At 41.4% G+C, this 15819-nt stretch carries 14 protein-coding genes; 10 read left to right on the top strand and 4 right to left on the bottom strand.

Annotation, left to right across the window (positions count from 1 at the left end; all coding sequences use genetic code 11):
- Positions 1-70 precede the first annotated feature (70 nt).
- Both gldA and VM932_RS08315 read right to left on the bottom strand, forming a co-directional pair.
- Complete coding sequence (gldA, locus tag VM932_RS08320; RefSeq protein WP_326278345.1) at positions 71-964, bottom strand: gliding motility-associated ABC transporter ATP-binding subunit GldA; 894 nt, start codon at positions 962-964, stop codon at positions 71-73.
- Positions 965-1309, bottom strand: a complete 345-nt coding sequence (locus VM932_RS08315; protein ID WP_326278344.1) for a hypothetical protein — start codon at positions 1307-1309, stop codon at positions 965-967.
- 377 nt (positions 1310-1686) lie between these two features.
- On the opposite strand from VM932_RS08315, the gene VM932_RS08310 reads away from it, so the two are divergent.
- From VM932_RS08310 to VM932_RS08290, 5 genes are all read left to right on the top strand, one after another.
- Positions 1687-2517, top strand: coding sequence for a prephenate dehydratase (locus tag VM932_RS08310; RefSeq protein WP_326278343.1), 831 nt, complete (start codon positions 1687-1689; stop codon positions 2515-2517).
- Positions 2517-3659 carry a pyridoxal phosphate-dependent aminotransferase gene (locus VM932_RS08305; RefSeq protein ID WP_326278342.1) on the top strand — a complete coding sequence of 381 codons (1143 nt, stop codon included), beginning with the start codon at positions 2517-2519 and terminating at the stop codon, positions 3657-3659. Before VM932_RS08310 ends, VM932_RS08305 begins: the two co-directional genes overlap by 1 nt.
- 3 nt (positions 3660-3662) lie before the next feature.
- Positions 3663-4523 carry a prephenate dehydrogenase gene (locus tag VM932_RS08300; protein ID WP_326278341.1) on the top strand — a complete coding sequence of 287 codons (861 nt, stop codon included), beginning with the start codon at positions 3663-3665 and terminating at the stop codon, positions 4521-4523.
- 8 nt (positions 4524-4531) lie between these two features.
- Entirely contained in the window at positions 4532-5614 is a 1083-nt protein-coding gene (locus VM932_RS08295; RefSeq protein ID WP_326278340.1) for a bifunctional 3-deoxy-7-phosphoheptulonate synthase/chorismate mutase type II, read from the top strand.
- A gap of 161 nt (positions 5615-5775) precedes the next feature.
- Positions 5776-6450 carry a head GIN domain-containing protein gene (locus VM932_RS08290; protein ID WP_326278339.1) on the top strand — a complete coding sequence of 225 codons (675 nt, stop codon included), beginning with the start codon at positions 5776-5778 and terminating at the stop codon, positions 6448-6450.
- 97 nt (positions 6451-6547) lie between these two features.
- On the opposite strand, the gene VM932_RS08285 is transcribed toward VM932_RS08290, so the two are convergent.
- A complete protein-coding gene (locus VM932_RS08285; protein ID WP_326278338.1) occupies positions 6548-7537 on the bottom strand; it encodes an IS110 family RNA-guided transposase in 990 nt (329 codons plus the stop codon).
- A gap of 363 nt (positions 7538-7900) precedes the next feature.
- Positions 7901-8341 (bottom strand): hypothetical protein, encoded by a 441-nt coding sequence (locus VM932_RS08280; protein ID WP_163625226.1) that lies wholly within the window; start codon positions 8339-8341, stop codon positions 7901-7903.
- Positions 8342-8435: 94 nt separating this feature from the next.
- Here VM932_RS08280 and rsgA point away from each other — a divergent pair, with 94 nt between their 5' ends.
- The 5 genes from rsgA (at position 8436) to VM932_RS08255 (ending at position 15789) form a co-directional block, all read left to right on the top strand.
- Positions 8436-9368, top strand: coding sequence for a ribosome small subunit-dependent GTPase A (gene rsgA / locus VM932_RS08275; protein WP_326278337.1), 933 nt, complete (start codon positions 8436-8438; stop codon positions 9366-9368).
- 5 nt (positions 9369-9373) lie between these two features.
- The gene (dtd, locus tag VM932_RS08270; protein WP_326278336.1) at positions 9374-9826 is read left to right on the top strand and encodes a D-aminoacyl-tRNA deacylase; all 453 of its coding nucleotides are present in this window, start codon (positions 9374-9376) and stop codon (positions 9824-9826) included.
- 83 nt (positions 9827-9909) lie between these two features.
- Positions 9910-11817: a DUF3858 domain-containing protein gene (locus VM932_RS08265; RefSeq protein WP_326278335.1), complete on the top strand. Its 1908-nt coding sequence runs from the start codon at positions 9910-9912 to the stop codon at positions 11815-11817.
- Positions 11808-13820 (top strand): transglutaminase family protein, encoded by a 2013-nt coding sequence (locus tag VM932_RS08260; RefSeq protein ID WP_326278334.1) that lies wholly within the window; start codon positions 11808-11810, stop codon positions 13818-13820. Before VM932_RS08265 ends, VM932_RS08260 begins: the two co-directional genes overlap by 10 nt.
- A gap of 7 nt (positions 13821-13827) precedes the next feature.
- Positions 13828-15789: a DUF3858 domain-containing protein gene (locus tag VM932_RS08255; RefSeq protein WP_326278333.1), complete on the top strand. Its 1962-nt coding sequence runs from the start codon at positions 13828-13830 to the stop codon at positions 15787-15789.
- The last annotated feature ends 30 nt before the right edge of the window (positions 15790-15819 follow it).

Raw genomic sequence — 15819 nt, 5'->3', positions numbered from 1 at the left:
AAAGTACCATATTTTCAACGGTTTTTCGACAATTTCAAACCTTGGTCAAATCAAGCAGAACCGGAAAAGGTTAAGAAGTAAGTTCGGTAAACAAGCTCTCCAAATTTTTGTTCTTTCTGCTGAGTTGTAGTGTTTTTAATGTATTGTCGTGGGCAAAATCGAACACTACGGGTCGCATGTCTTTTGAAGTGTTGAAGGTAATTTCATAAACGAAACCACCGGTATTTTTCACTTTGGAAACATTCGGCATTTGCTGTAGCAATTGTTCTTCCACACGATAATCAAACTCCACTTCAATGATCTGTTCCTCGGCTTCGCGAAGTTCCTCCAGTTTTTTGTCGGCCACCAGTTCCCCTTTGTTGATGATGATCACCCGGTCGCAAACAGCTTCGACCTCTTTCATAATATGTGTGGAAAGTAAAATGGTTTTCTCTTTGCCGATCTCCCGGATCAGTTTTCGGATCTCGATCAATTGGTTGGGGTCGAGTCCCGTGGTGGGTTCATCCAAGATCAAAACTTCGGGATTGTGCAGTAACGCAGCGGCAAGCCCAACACGCTGGCGGTATCCTTTGGATAGCTGTCCGATTTTTTTGTGGGCTTCAGGAGAGAGTCCTGTTTGCGCTATCACCTCATTTATTTTGGATTTGTCCACCTTGTGGACATCCGCATTAAAGGCCAAAAACTCTTTTACATACATTTCCAAGTACAGCGGATTGTGCTCTGGCAGGTACCCAATACTTTTTTGAACGTCTTTTTCAGCCTCCAACACATCAAAACCATTTACAGCTGCTTTACCATTGTCCGCTTTATAAAAAGTGGTCAAAATTCGCATCATGGTGGATTTTCCGGCACCGTTTGGCCCTAAAAAACCTACGACTTCTCCCTTGTTTATGGTAAACGAAACATTGTTCAATGCTTTTTGCGAACCAAAGGTTTTTGTTATGTTCTGTACGGTGATGGACATTTATTGGGTTATGTTTTGTAGTTTGTTTTGAATTTCACTCAAAAGATTCAGGTCACAATCATTCAGATAATACTTAAATGTACTTCCTTGATATTCCATAAGCAATTGTGAACCTTCTGAATATTTTCCGGGAACGGAAATACCCGAAAAGATTTCCACAACAAAACTAAGGATGGTAATCAACCAATTGGTTCCTCTTTCTTTTGTTTCAAAGGTTTCAATCTTATCAAGTATAAATGATGAGTTTGACTGAACCTTGCTTTTATCAATTATTTTAATGGAATTATCGGACAAATCAATTTCAAATTTTGGCTTTTCTCTTAAAGTATACCTTCCATTTTTCATTGTGAAGCCTTAGAGTCGAATCAAAAATACACTTTTAGATGGTTTAATCCTTGGGTTTCAAAATCTAGGAAATGTGGTTTGGAAATGCTCAGGGGTAATCGCGGAAATAGGAATTCTTAAAAAAGCATGGTTTCTGTCAAATAATGTGCAGTGAAAATCTCTTTTTTGAAAAAAATCAAAAAAAATTTGGGAATGTCTGTGTGTTTCAAATTGAATACCTAAATTAGCCGACAATTAACAACGAGATGACAAACACGTATTTCTGGAACCGTTTTTATTTTTACTTCTTTTTTCAAAGAGGAACGGGACTATTGTAGATACGTTTAAAGTATAACCAATTTATAAAGTCCCGATACAATCGGGGCTTTTTTTTTGCAATGGAATTAATAAAAGTCGCCATACAAGGAATAAAGGGATCCAACCACCATCAGGTTGCCACGGATTTTTTTGGAGATGATATTGAGTTGCTAGAGTGCAACTCTTTTGATGCAGTCGTGGACAATTTGTTGATCGGTACCGCCGATAAAGGTATAATGGCCATTGAAAACTCCATCGCCGGTTCGATTATACCCAATTACAACTTGGTGTATCACAACAACATTCATGTAATCGGGGAGCATTATCTAAACATCCACCATAACCTAATGGTGATGAAGGGAAAATCTTTTGATGATGTCCAAGAAGTGCATTCGCACCCTATGGCGCTGTTGCAGTGCAAGGAGTTTTTTAAGGCGCATCCCCAAATTAAATTGGTGGAAAGTGTGGATACAGCGGAGACGGCCAAAAGAATCAAAGATGAAAACTTGGAACACATCGGGGCGATAGCCCCAAAAATGGCTGCCGATCTGTACGATCTGGACATAATTGCGGACAACATACAGACCATCGTGAATAATTCCACGCGGTTCATCATTCTTAAAAAGCAAAACAAAGTACTTCCAGAGGAGGAAATCAACAAGGCATCGTTGCGATTTATAACCGATCACAAAAGGGGCAGTTTGGCAACTGTGTTGAACGTGATGAGCGATTGCAATATGAACCTTACCAAAATCCAGTCCTTGCCCGTAATCGAGACCCCATGGAAGTATGCGTTTTTTGTGGATGTAACTTTTGATAAATATGAGCACTTTGCCAAGACCAAGTCTTTGATGCAGATCATGGCCGAAGATTTCAAGGTTTTGGGGGAATATAAAAATGCATTGTTGTAATGGTAACAGCAGATAGGCTAAATAGCGTACAGGAATACTACTTTTCCAAAAAATTAAGAGAGGTAAGGGGGTTGATTGCCCAGGGCAAACCCATCATAAATATGGGGATTGGTAGTCCGGATTTGGCACCGTCACCACAGGTATTGGAAACCCTTCGGGATTCCATTATCGAGGCGGGAGCGCATCAATACCAAAGCTACCAAGGATTGCCACAATTAAGGGAGGCCATTGCGGATTTCTATCAGCAAAAGTTTGCTGTATCGGTGGACCCCAGCACCGAAATTTTGCCCTTGATGGGTTCCAAGGAAGGAATTATGCACATTAGTATGGCCTTTTTAAATGAAGGAGATGAAGTGCTGTTGCCGAACCCGGGCTATCCCACCTATGCATCGGTCACCAATTTGGTGGGTGGAAAAGCGGTCAATTACGACTTAAAAGCAGAAAACGGTTGGTTCCCCGATTTGGAGGAGCTCTCCAAAAAGGATTTGTCCAAGGTGAAACTCATGTGGATCAGTTATCCGCACATGCCCACGGGTGCGACTGCGACTAAGGAACAACTGGAGTCATTGGTCAATTTTGCAAAAGCCAACGGGATTCTTTTGGTGAATGACAACCCCTACAGTTTTGTATTGTCCAGCAATCCAACCAGTATCTTATCCATAGCTGGGGCAAAAATTTGCACCTTGGAGCTGAACAGTTTGAGCAAGACTTTTAATATGGCAGGTTGGCGTGTGGGGATGGTTCTTGGAAGTTCGGAACACATCAATGCTGTGTTGAAAGTGAAGAGCAATATGGACTCCGGGATGTTCTACGGAATCCAAAAAGGGGCGATTGCAGCTTTGCAAAGTGGTCCAGAATGGTTTGAAGCATTGGGCGAGGTGTACACCAAAAGACGTGAATCGATGTTTAAGTTGGCTGACAAATTGGGATGTACTTACGATAAAAATGCAGTTGGGATGTTTGTTTGGTGCAAATTGCCCGAAGGAGCTGGGCCATCCGAAGAATTTATAGATGAGGTATTGTACGATAAAGATATTTTTATTGCCCCGGGAACCATTTTTGGAAGCAATGGAGAAGGCTACATTCGTTTTTCCCTTTGTGTAAATGAAGAAAAAATAAAAGAAGCCATTGAAAGATTTTAGATTATGAAAACAGTCATCATAGGAGTTGGATTGATTGGGGGTTCCTTTGCCAAAGATGTGAAAAAATTACATCCCGAAGTGGAGATTATTGGTGTGGACAAAAGCGATGTTCATCTGGACGAAGCCCTGGAACTTCAAATTATAGACAGAAAAGGGGATTACTCTGATCTGGAAACGGCCGATATGGTCTACGTGGGTATTCCGGTGAACGTTTTGGTCACCGAATTGCCCAAAATACTGGATGCATCCGGAGAAGAAACCGTGGTGATGGATGCAGGGTCCACCAAACGTTTGATATGCGAGCAGGTTGAAAACCATCCCAAACGAAGGAATTTTATGGCCTGCCACCCTATTGCGGGTACCGAATTTTCGGGTCCGGCAGCGGCATTTGAAGGATTGTACACAGGCAAGACCATGATTATTTGCGAAGTGGAAAAAACAGCCTTCAAGCTTCAGGAAAAAGCGTTGGCCATTTTTCAGGACATCGGCATGCGGATTCGATACATGAACCCCGAAGCACATGACAAACATATCGCCTACGTATCCCATTTATCACACATTAGCTCTTTTATGTTGGGAAAGACAGTTATTGAGAAAGAAAAAAATGAGCGTGATATTTTTGACATGGCGGGGAGTGGTTTTGAGAGCACCGTTCGCTTGGCAAAAAGTTCGCCCGATATGTGGGCACCGATTTTTGAACAGAATAAAGACAATGTTGTGGAAACGCTGGAAGAGTACATTCAGAACCTGACCACGTTCAAACAACTGATATTGGACAACGATTTTGAAAATGTCCACCTAGAAATGAGTAATACCAATAAAATAAAACAAATACTAAAAGGAATACCACTTACAAAAAAATAGAGCGTATTATGGAAAACAAAAAGGAAATGAGGAAATGGTTGGATGACATGAATTTGGGTCATCCCTTGGTAGTTGCAGGTCCGTGCAGTGCGGAAACCGAAGACCAAGTGCTAAAAATTGCACACGATCTTAAAGATACCGATGTGAGCTACTACCGTGCTGGAATCTGGAAACCAAGAACTCGTCCGGGAAATTTTGAAGGAGTCGGGGCCATTGGATTAAAGTGGTTGCAAAAAGTAAAGGAGGAAACCGGTTTGAAAACCGCTACGGAAGTTGCCAATAGGGCACACGTTGACCTTGCCTTGGAGCACGATGTGGATTTGTTGTGGATCGGAGCGCGTTCTACCGTAAGTCCGTTCATCGTTCAAGAAATTGCCGATGCCCTGGAAGGAACCGATAAAATTGTTTTGGTGAAAAATCCTGTAAATCCAGATTTATCCCTTTGGTTGGGTGCTGTGGAGCGTTTGCACTCCGCCAATATTGAAAAATTGGGGGTAATCCACAGAGGATTCTCGACCTACGAAAAAACCAAGTACCGTAATATTCCGGAATGGCAGTTGGCCATTGAGCTACAGACCAAATTCCCTGATCTACCCATTATAAACGACCCAAGCCATATTACAGGAAAGCGTGATATGATCTTTGATGTATCACAAACGGCTTTGGACTTGAACTTTGATGGTTTAATGATTGAAACACACTATGACCCGGACAATGCATGGAGCGATGCCGCACAACAGGTAACCCCCCAAAAATTGGTTCAGATCATGAAAGATTTGCGTATCAGGAAAGAAACCGACGAGGAAGCGGAATACAAGAACAGTTTGAGTAACCTAAGAGCCCAGATTGATGTATTGGACAATCAATTGATCGACCTTTTGGGGAAAAGAATGAAAGTTTCCGATGGCATTGGCGAACTGAAAAAGCAAAAGAACGTAGCCGTGCTCCAAAGCAATCGTTGGAACGCCATTTTGGGCAACATGATCTTGGAAGGTGAACAACGCGGATTGAGCGAGGAATTTATTTTGAAGATGTTCAAAGCGATCCATCAGGAATCCATTAACCACCAAGAAAAAATCATCAACGCCTAGCTTGATTTTTTAATTGATTGCGGGCAATCACTTTTTTAATCAGGATTGTCGAAGAACTATTTGTGGCTTTGGTTAAATTCCAGGGTTGCAAATAGTTTTTTTGTTTCAAACTGTAACAATTCCACAAAAGCATCATCTTTCAGGAGTAAAAACACGCTATCATGAAAAAAATGTACACACTAAGTCTTCTTTTGCTTCCCTTGGTCATGTTTTCGCAACGAATCATTGATATGGAAGTTGGTGAGTTCAACAAGATCAAGGTTTTTGATTTGATCGAGGTCAATTTGATTCAATCCGATGAAAACAAGATCATGATCAAAGGCTGGAACGTCGATGACATTAAATGGACCAACAAAAATGGAACCTTGAAACTCAGAATGCAATTGGACAAAAAGTTTCAGGGCGAGGACACCCTGATCGAGGTCTACTATACCAATTTGGACGTAATCGATGGTAACGAAGGAGCCCAGATTACGTGCAACGAAATGGTACAGAAAAGCAAAATTGAACTGCGGGCCCAAGAAGGGGCAACCATTCGTATTGGAATGGATGTGGATTATGCCGACATAAGGGCGGTGACGGGAGGTATTGTTCAAGCCTCAGGTTTGGCAAAAAACCAAACGGTTGTGCTCAACACAGGTGGTATTTTTGAAGGAAGGGCGCTAAGGACAACCACAACCGACGTTAAGATATCGGCCGGCGGTGAGGCAGATGTATTTGCATCTGAACTTGTGGACATCAACGTAAAGGCGGGCGGCGATGTGTATGTTTACGGGAATCCGCAAACAGTCCATAAAAAAACCTTTGTTGGAGGAAGGGTCTACATTAAGGATTAATGAAAATTTAAATCAATAAAAAAGAGGGTGAATTCTAAGTTAACAAGCAAGAAATTTCAGCAAAAATCAAGGCCTTTCAATTTTTTGAAAGGTCTTTTTAATAATCCAACTTAACAAAAGGCTGCTGTCTTTTTATAACGGCAAAGCACCTAGCGACCAATTTGGCCTTTACGGCATTCAATACAGAGGCCTTGTGTTTTCCCTCCCCTATTTTGCGCAGGTAGTATTTTTTGAGCTGTTCATCCCAACGCACAGCGGTAATGGCCGCACTGGTCAGATAAACCTTTATTTTTTTATTTGCTATGGGTGACACCTTGGTTTTGCCCCGAACGGAAGAACCTGAAGAATATTCAAAAGGGGCTATGCCAGAGTAACAAGCGAATTTTCTATGGTCGTTAAACTTATTGAAGTTATGCGTTGCGCATATTAGCATACAGGCATTTATAAAGCCAATTCCCGGGATTGATTCCAGCAGTCGGGAGTTTTTTTGGATGGACGAATGCTCTGCCATTAACTCCCCCATTTGTTTTTCCACCTGTTTTATCTCCAGTTTCAACCTGTCAAGTCTTTCCGTCAAGAAAGACACTTGGGAGGTTTTGTCGTAATGCTTGCCCTGTAGCTTTTGACCCCTCAATATTTTTAACAAGGCTGTTTGCTGCTTTACCAATTGATTCCTGATGATCATCCAACTTTTGAGTTGTTCGACCGCTTCCTCTTTTGGTGTGAACAAAGGCAATTCGGAATGGTTTTTTTTCGCGTATCGAGCAATCTTCAGTGCATCGACCCTATCCGTTTTTCCGCGTTGTATCCCCAAGGATTTTTTTATGTCCAACGGACAGGCCATGGCAACAGGAAGTTCCCTGGAATACAACCAAACAGATAGATCCAGGACGTAATCACCCATATTTTCAGCACAGAACAAAGTGTTGTGCACATCCTCACCATTTATTCCAAGCCATTCCAATAAATGGGCAAAACCCTCTTCTGTATTGGGGAATGCCTTATGTGAGGATTTTGAAGAAGAAATAAAGTAAGCGTCGAAAACAGATTTGGAAACATCGATTCCCACATAACAAGAATAATTCATTATTTTTGGTTTACAAGTGAAACAATATGTTGATTAAGCTGATACCTTTACTAGGTCTGGAAACCTATAATTCTAATGGGCTCTATCAACTAAAAGGGAAAAGGAATAGGTCTACTTCAGCCTTTAAGTCCTCCTATAAGATTACTTAGTCTAAAAATTAGTTCACCTATTCTTTTCTCTTTTAAATATAATACACTTGCAAACTAAAGGTATAAAAAGCAACAAAAGTTTGAATTTGTCAGGTTGAGCGCAGTCGAAACCCATTGATTATCAAATTACTTTAGGTTCTCGACTGTGCTCGAACTAACAGATAACGAGATTTTTAGAATTCACCCTCTTTTTGTTTGATGACTAAGGAAGCATTTACTTTTTAAAGATGTAACGGGTTATAAAAATACCTTGTCCGTCTCCTTTACCACCTTCACTTTCCACACCGCTTACCACAAAGGCCAGCTCCCATCCATTGGAAACCATATCGTTGATCATGGAAGTGATAAGGGCATCGTTGGCCGCAATGTTCTGAAAACGGATACCGCCTATATTGTAGAAGTTCAATAGCTTGGTTTCCTCAAAATTCTTTACACGGATTTCGTTTCTTTTGGATTTGTTACGGGTATTGTCATCCTCGGTTTGGACACTTGTAAACTCTTTGTAATCCTTATCTTCCAAGGCGTTTATGATCCTAGACCGTCCCAAACCGTTGGGTACTATGGATTCAACGCTGGTAACTACATGGTACTGTTGAGCGCTCATGGTAAAAGTTGCTGCAAATAGTACCACTGCGGCCAAAATGATTTTTTTCATGATTAAAATGTTAATGATTGTTAAAACTCTTAATAAAGATATACGACGAAAAAGCAGGAATATTGTTTCTTTGTAATCAAAATGTGAACAAATAGTGGATGGAACTGTTTATAAATCAACGGGAAGCTGGTATACCGTAAAATCCTCGGAAGGGGAGTTTTACGAATGCCGTATTAAGGGAAAGTTCCGAACACAGGGAATTAAAAGCACCAATCCGGTTGCTGTTGGAGATCATGTGGAGTTTGAGTTGGAAAATATTGGGGATGAGACCCTTGGTGTTATCCATAAGATAGGTGAACGCAAAAATTATATCGTTCGCAAGTCGGTGAAACTTTCCAAACAGACCCATATTATTGCTTCCAACCTTGATCAGGTTTTTTTGTTGATCACCCTCAACAACCCGCCCACTTTCACCAGTTTTATAGATCGGTTTTTGGTCACTGCAGAGGCATACTACATTCCCGTAGTGCTTCTTTTCAATAAGATGGATGTATACGGTCCAGAGGAGAAGGGTGAGGTTGCCTATCTAATCGACCTTTACACCAAAATTGGCTACCCTTGCATACAAATTGAAGCAAAAACAGCTAAGAACGTGGATAAGGTAAAGGAACTGATGGTGGGCAAGACAAGTATGTTTGCTGGTCATTCCGGTGTGGGAAAGTCCACTTTGGTCAATGCACTGGAACCCGGGATGCAACTAAAGACAGCCGAAATTTCCGAGCAGCATATGCAGGGACAGCACACCACAACTTTTGCAGAGATGTACGATTTATCTTTTGATGCCCGTATTATTGATACCCCAGGAATAAAGGGATTTGGCATCGTGGATATGGAAAAACATGAAATCGGCAATTATTTTCCAGAATTTTTTGCCTTAAAATCAGAATGTAAGTTTAACAATTGCCTTCATTTGGACGAACCTAAATGTGCAGTAAAAGAAGCTTTGGAAAATGATGGGATTTCCGCAAGCCGTTACCGCAGTTATGTTCAAATGCTAATGGGGGATGAGGACAATCCGTATAGGTAAAGATAATGAGAGCAGTATTGCAACGAGTTTCTAAAGCGAGTGTTACAGTCGATGGAAAGGTAGTTTCATCTATTCAAAAGGGACTTTTAGTGTTGTTGGGCATCGAGGATGCCGATGGCCAAAAGGATATTGATTGGCTGACCAATAAAATTGTGAACCTCCGTATTTTCAATGATGATAAGGATGTAATGAATCGTTCGGTTGTTGATATTGACGGGGAAATTATCGTAGTTAGCCAGTTTACACTCCATGCCCAAACAAAAAAAGGGAACCGTCCATCTTACATAAAAGCTGCAAAACCAGATGTAGCTATACCCATGTACGAAAAATTTGTTCAAGTTTTGGAACAGAAACAGGGTAAAAAAGTGGGTACGGGAATTTTTGGCGCCGACATGAAGGTTGAGCTTCTTAATGATGGCCCTGTGACTATTTCTATTGATACAAAAAACAGGGAATAATTACTTTTTGTCGAAAAAAATATCTTTCTTGTAGGAAATTGATCACTTTACCGTTACCTAACTAACCATTTCCTAATAAACGAATGCGATTCTTTTTCTTCTCCTTATTTAGCTTACTTTTTCATTTTTCGTTTTCTCAAGCCTATAATGTAGGCTCCATACCAAAAGAATTGCGCCAAAGCGCCGATGCAGTTGTACGCTTGGATAAAATGGACGTTGTGGTCGAAGCCTTGGACAAAATGACTGTTACCGGTAAAAGGGTGGTCACGGTATTGAACGAAAAAGGGAACGCGCATATCCATGCCTATGCCTTTTACGAAAAAAACGATAAGGTCTCCAAGCTGGAAGCTATTATTTATGATGCACGCGGCGAAGAAATCAAAAAAATCAAAAAAAGGGACTTTTTAGACCAAAGTGCCATTGGTGGAGGAACGCTTTATTCTGAATCACGGGTTTTGGTCATGAAATATACACCCTCGCAATATCCCTATACCGTTGAGTTTACCAAAGAGTATTCAACTCCTAATACGGCATTTGCCCCAAATTGGTCCTTTTTGGACGATTATCGGGTCGGAACCGAAAGGAGCGAGTTTTCCTTTACCGTAGAATGCGACATACCGTTTAGGCATAAGGAAGAGAATTTAGAACCCTATCAGGTTGAACGCATCGAGACTGTAACTGGTATAGCCTACAAGGCCAAAAACTTAAGACCCTTGGAGCGCGAACCCTTGTCCCCTGCATTTCGCGATTTTGCACCCCATATAAAAATTGCAATGAACGAATTTCATTTGGAGGGCATTAATGGCAGGGCCACAACATGGCAAGAATTGGGCAAATGGATGCACGATGAGCTTTTGGAGGGCAGGGATGCATTGTCCGAATCCACGATTTCATATATTAAAAACCTGGTGGTTGGAATATCCGACCCTTTGGAGAAAACAAAGATAGTATACGATTATGTGCAGGAGAACACCAGATATATCAGTGTTCAATTGGGAATAGGCGGATGGATGCCCATTAGCGCATCGGATGTAGACCGTGTAAAATATGGAGATTGTAAAGGGCTTACCAATTATACCAAAGCATTGCTGAAGGCCGTTGGGGTGGAGTCGTACTATACCGTTGTGCACGCCGGCCCCCAGATAAGGCATTTGGATAAGAATTTTCCTTCCATGCAGGGAAATCACGTTTTTTTGAATGTACCCCTAGGGAATGAGGAAGTTTGGTTGGAGTGCACGAGTCAAACAACACCCATTAATCATTTGGGGACATTTACCGACAATCGGAATGTGCTTAAAGTCACTCCCCAAGGCGGTGAATTGGTCAGGACCAAAGAGAATCTTGATGAAGAAAATTACCAGTTTACCCAAGCCAATTTTCAATTGAAGGATAAAAAGGACGTAATCGGTCAAGTAAAAATATTTTCGAGGGGATCCCAGTACGATCAAAAATATTGGAGAACCACAAATACTCGGTCGGAGCAAGAGGAATTCTATAAAACCTACTGGAATTATGTTCAAAACCTAAAGTTGGGAGAGGTTGCCTATCAAAATAATGAAGATGAAATCGAGTTTGTGGAAACCGTGGAGTTCAAGGCCGACAATTACCTTTCTAGTGCTGGGGACAAACTCTTGTTCGCACCAAACATATCGAACAGAAACTTAGGTGTTCCAGATAGGGTGAGAAATAGAAAGATGCCGCTGGTCATTTCCCGGGGCTATCTGGATGAGGATGAGTTTACCATCCATTTACCGGAAGGCTATGTTCCAGAAACCTTGCTGCTCCCCGTAAATGAAGAAACCAAGTTTGGTTCCTATTCTGTATCGATGGAACCCAAAGAACCCGGTGTGCTTGTTTACAAAAGGCGACTGCTCATAAAATCGGGAGAGTATCCAAAAGAAGATTACAAGATGTATCGAGATTTTAGAAAGAAGGTTGCTGGATATGACAACGGAAAAATCATTTTAACCAAAAAGGAATCATGGGATTAAGATTATTATTTCTGCTTTTGCTGGTTCAGCAAACAGTAGTAGGTGCTAAAGAAGTAAAGTTTGGAAAAGTGTCCAAAGAGGAAGTGTCTGCAACACAGCATGCTATGTATCCTGGGGCCAATGCAGCCATACTCCACAAAAACGAATGGGTACGTTATAACTACCAGTACGAAACAGGTTGGAGCCTTGTTAGGGAGGTGCATTACCGCATAAAAATTTATAACAGGGAAGGATTCGATTGGGCCACACTTCAAGTTCCACTCTATGCTGGGGGCAATAACAGAGAGGATATTTCGGGTGTTAAAGGGTTTACCTTTAATATAGTGGATGGTAAAGTGGTGGATACCAAATTGAAGAATGATGGTGTCTTTATAGAAGAAGTGAACGAATATCGCAGTAAGGCATCCATTACCATGCCCGAAGTGAAAGAAGGTAGTGTGTTGGATATCGAGTACAAAATCGTTTCCCCTATGTATTGGAGTGTCGACGAGTTCAAGTTCCAGTACAATATTCCGGTGGATTACGCCCAAGTGCGTTTGGAGATTCCGGAGTATTTTCTATTCAAGCAGTACAGTCGGGGATTTCACCCCATAAAATTTGATCAATCCCAAGAGAATAGATCAATGAACGTCTCTTACAGAAGTTCTGATCAAATGGGCAGGTTAGGGCGTACCACCCATAAGAGCGGGACCCTAAACTTTGTGGAGAATGTCTATACGATGGAGGTTTCCAATATTCCTGCACTGCTGGATGAAAAATATACCAGTAACATTGACAATTTTAGGTCTTCGATCAAATTTGAACTGGCTTCCACCCGTTTTCCTAACGAACCATTTAAAAACTATAGCTTAACCTGGGAAGATGTGGCCAAGTCCATTTATGACTACGATAGCTTTGGGGGGGAACTGAACCGGAAAAACTATTTTGATAAGGATGTAGATCAAATTATCCAAGGACTTTCATCGGATTCGGAAAAGGCAATGGCCCTCTTTCAGTTTGTAAAGACCAAAATGAATTGGGATAATTTTGTGGGTGTTGGATGCAGCAGTCAAGGAATTCGAAAGGCCTACAAGGAAGGTAAAGGTAATGTGGCCGAAATCAATTTAATGCTTACGGCAATGCTCAGGTATGCCGGCTTAAATGCCAATCCTGTTTTGGTCAGCACAAGATCCAATGGTATTCCTTTGTTTCCAACCAGTGATGGGTTCAATTATGTAGTATCGGGCCTACAACTCGACAATGGGTTGATTCTTTTAGACGCCACTGAAAAAAATGCATTCCCAGACGTACTCCCCATGCGGGCATTAAACTGGTTTGGTAGGCTTATTCGAGAGGATGGCACTTCCAGGGAAGTAAACCTTATGCCCAAAACAAAATCACTCGATGCCATAATGTTAAGCGTTGACCTAAACGAAGATGGTTCCATTCAGGGAAGGTGCAGGCAACAGTACACGGCAAACAATGCCTTTATTTTCAGGGAAAATTTTGGAGAAGGTTCTGAGGACACGTATTTGGATGAACTGGAAAAAAGATATGGCGATCTGGAAATCTCAGACTTTAAGCTTCAGAATCAATACGAACTGTCCAAGCCCATTGTTCAAACTTTCACCTATACGAAGGAGTCAGCTTATGAGAAAATAGCCGGCAAATTGTACCTCTCGCCTCTTTTTCACCTCACTACAAGTGAAAATCCATTTAAAACCGAAAAAAGGGAATTTCCTGTCTATTACGGATATCCTTGGGCGGATAAATACATTATCACAATCAATATTCCCGAAGGATATGCCGTTGAGTCAGTACCGGAGCCCATCGCAGTGGCCCTTCCTGAAAACTTGGGACAATTCAAGTATAACATATCTGCTGAAAACAACATGATCAATGCACGTGTCGAAACCGAACTCAATACCCCTGTGATTCCGGCGGACTATTATTTGGATTTAAAGGAGTTTTACGCTCACATTATCAAAAAGGAAGCTGAAAAGGTAATCCTTACAAAACTATAACATTCCCATGAAAAGATTCGGTTTACTCTTGCTGCTCCTGAAAAGCATTGCCTTGCTGGGACAACAAGTGGAATTCGGCGAGCTGACCGATTTCGAGTCCGGATTAAGAAGCTACGAAAAAGATACAACCGCCCATGCAGTTTATCTATACGAGAAAGGCGAAAACTATTTTGAGGTAAGGAGAGATTACGTCTGGTTGATAAAAAAATACCACGCCAAAATTAAAATTTTAGATAAACAGGGTTTCTCGGAAGCGGAAATAAGTATCCCCTATTACCACTCGGACAATGGCACCGAAAGAGTGAACGACATTAGGGCCATAACCCATACCAATGGGGCAAAGCACAATGTAATGGCCCATAATGTATTCGATGTTGAGGTGAGCGAGCATTGGTCGGAGAAAAGATTTACTTTTTCGAATGTGCAAAACGGTTCCATTTTGGAATATACCTACGAAATCCAATCCCCATTTTTTTATAACTTGAATGGATGGGACTTTCAGGATAATATCCCCAAGATTTACACAGAGTACCATGCGAAAATTCCGGGAAATTATATCTACAACAGGTCGTTGTTGGGCAACATTCCCTTGGATGTGAACGAGGCGACCATTAAAAAAAGTTGTTTCAGTATTCCAGGGACAAGTCAACAGGCAGATTGTGAGGTGCTCAGGTATGTGATGGAGGATGTTCCGGCTTTTAAAAGTGACGAGGAATATATGTTGGCTCCTTCCAACTATAAATCCAGATTGGAATTTGAACTTTCCGAATACCAGAGCTTCAGGGGCGTTAAGGAGCGATATACCAAATCATGGAAAGATGTGGACAAGGAATTTAGAACAGATGGGGACATCGGTGGTCAGCTTAGGAAGAAAAATTACTTTGAACGAAACCTGCCCCTCGATATCCTAGCAGGAAAGGAAGAAGACCTCACCAAGGCCAAAAACCTCTACAACTTTGTTAAATCCCATTATTCATGGAACGGAAAGTTCGGTATTTTTAGGGACAACAAGGTTAAAAAAGCATTTGATGAAGGTGTGGGAAATGTTGCTGAAATCAATATTACCCTTATAAATCTGCTCAATGCGGCAGGAATGGATGCAGATTTGATGCTGTTGTCCACTCGGGCCCATGGTCTGCCCAAAAAAAGCCATCCGGTAATGTCCGACTTTAATTATGTGGTTGCCAAATTGGATATTGATGGCACCACCTACCTGTTGGATGCAACGGAAAAACAGTTGCCCTTTGGAATGCTGCCGTTTCGATGCCTAAACTATTACGGTAGGGTAATGGACCTGGATGGGGAGAGCTATTGGTTCGACATTGAAGCCCCCAAGGGCAATAGCAAAGAAGTAATGTTACGGTTAAACCTGAACTTTGAGGACGGTACTGCCAAAGGAAACTTTGATGAGATTTCAAGAGGTTATGAGGCCTATTTTAAAAATAACCATTTGGCAAGTATTTCCAATCAGGAATATTTGGAGGAGGTGGAGAACAGCACCAATGGCGATTTTTATATCAATGAGTACAACATTGACGAGGATAAATCCAATGAGAATATGTTGATGGAGCATTTTACCTTCGAACTCGAAAACCTGAATACCTCTAAAAACCTCTACTTCAACCCTTTTTTGATTCGCTTTTTCCAAACGAACCCTTTTAAAAGCTCGGAGCGAAATTATCCCGTCGATTTTGGGTACTGGCGAAATTACAAGTACATGGCCAACATTAAAATTCCCGAAGGGTATCGAATAAAGGATCTTCCGGAAAACAACAACATTGCACTCCCGGGGGGCAGTGGGGTGCTCCGGTTCAATTGCTCCACATCCCAGGATAATATTATCGTGTTTTTTAATCTTCAATTAAGATCAACACAATACAAAAGTGAGGGCTATGCCTTTGTAAAGGAGTTGTTTGAACAGGCTGTAACCAGTGTCAACCAAAGTTATTTGGTGTTTGAAAAGGAGTAATCAGGTATTGTTGTTACCTTAGTGCCAACT

This window comes from Flagellimonas halotolerans (assembly GCF_035818535.1).
Classification (GTDB): domain Bacteria; phylum Bacteroidota; class Bacteroidia; order Flavobacteriales; family Flavobacteriaceae; genus Flagellimonas; species Flagellimonas halotolerans.
This window is presented reverse-complemented; position numbering and strand designations above follow the sequence as displayed.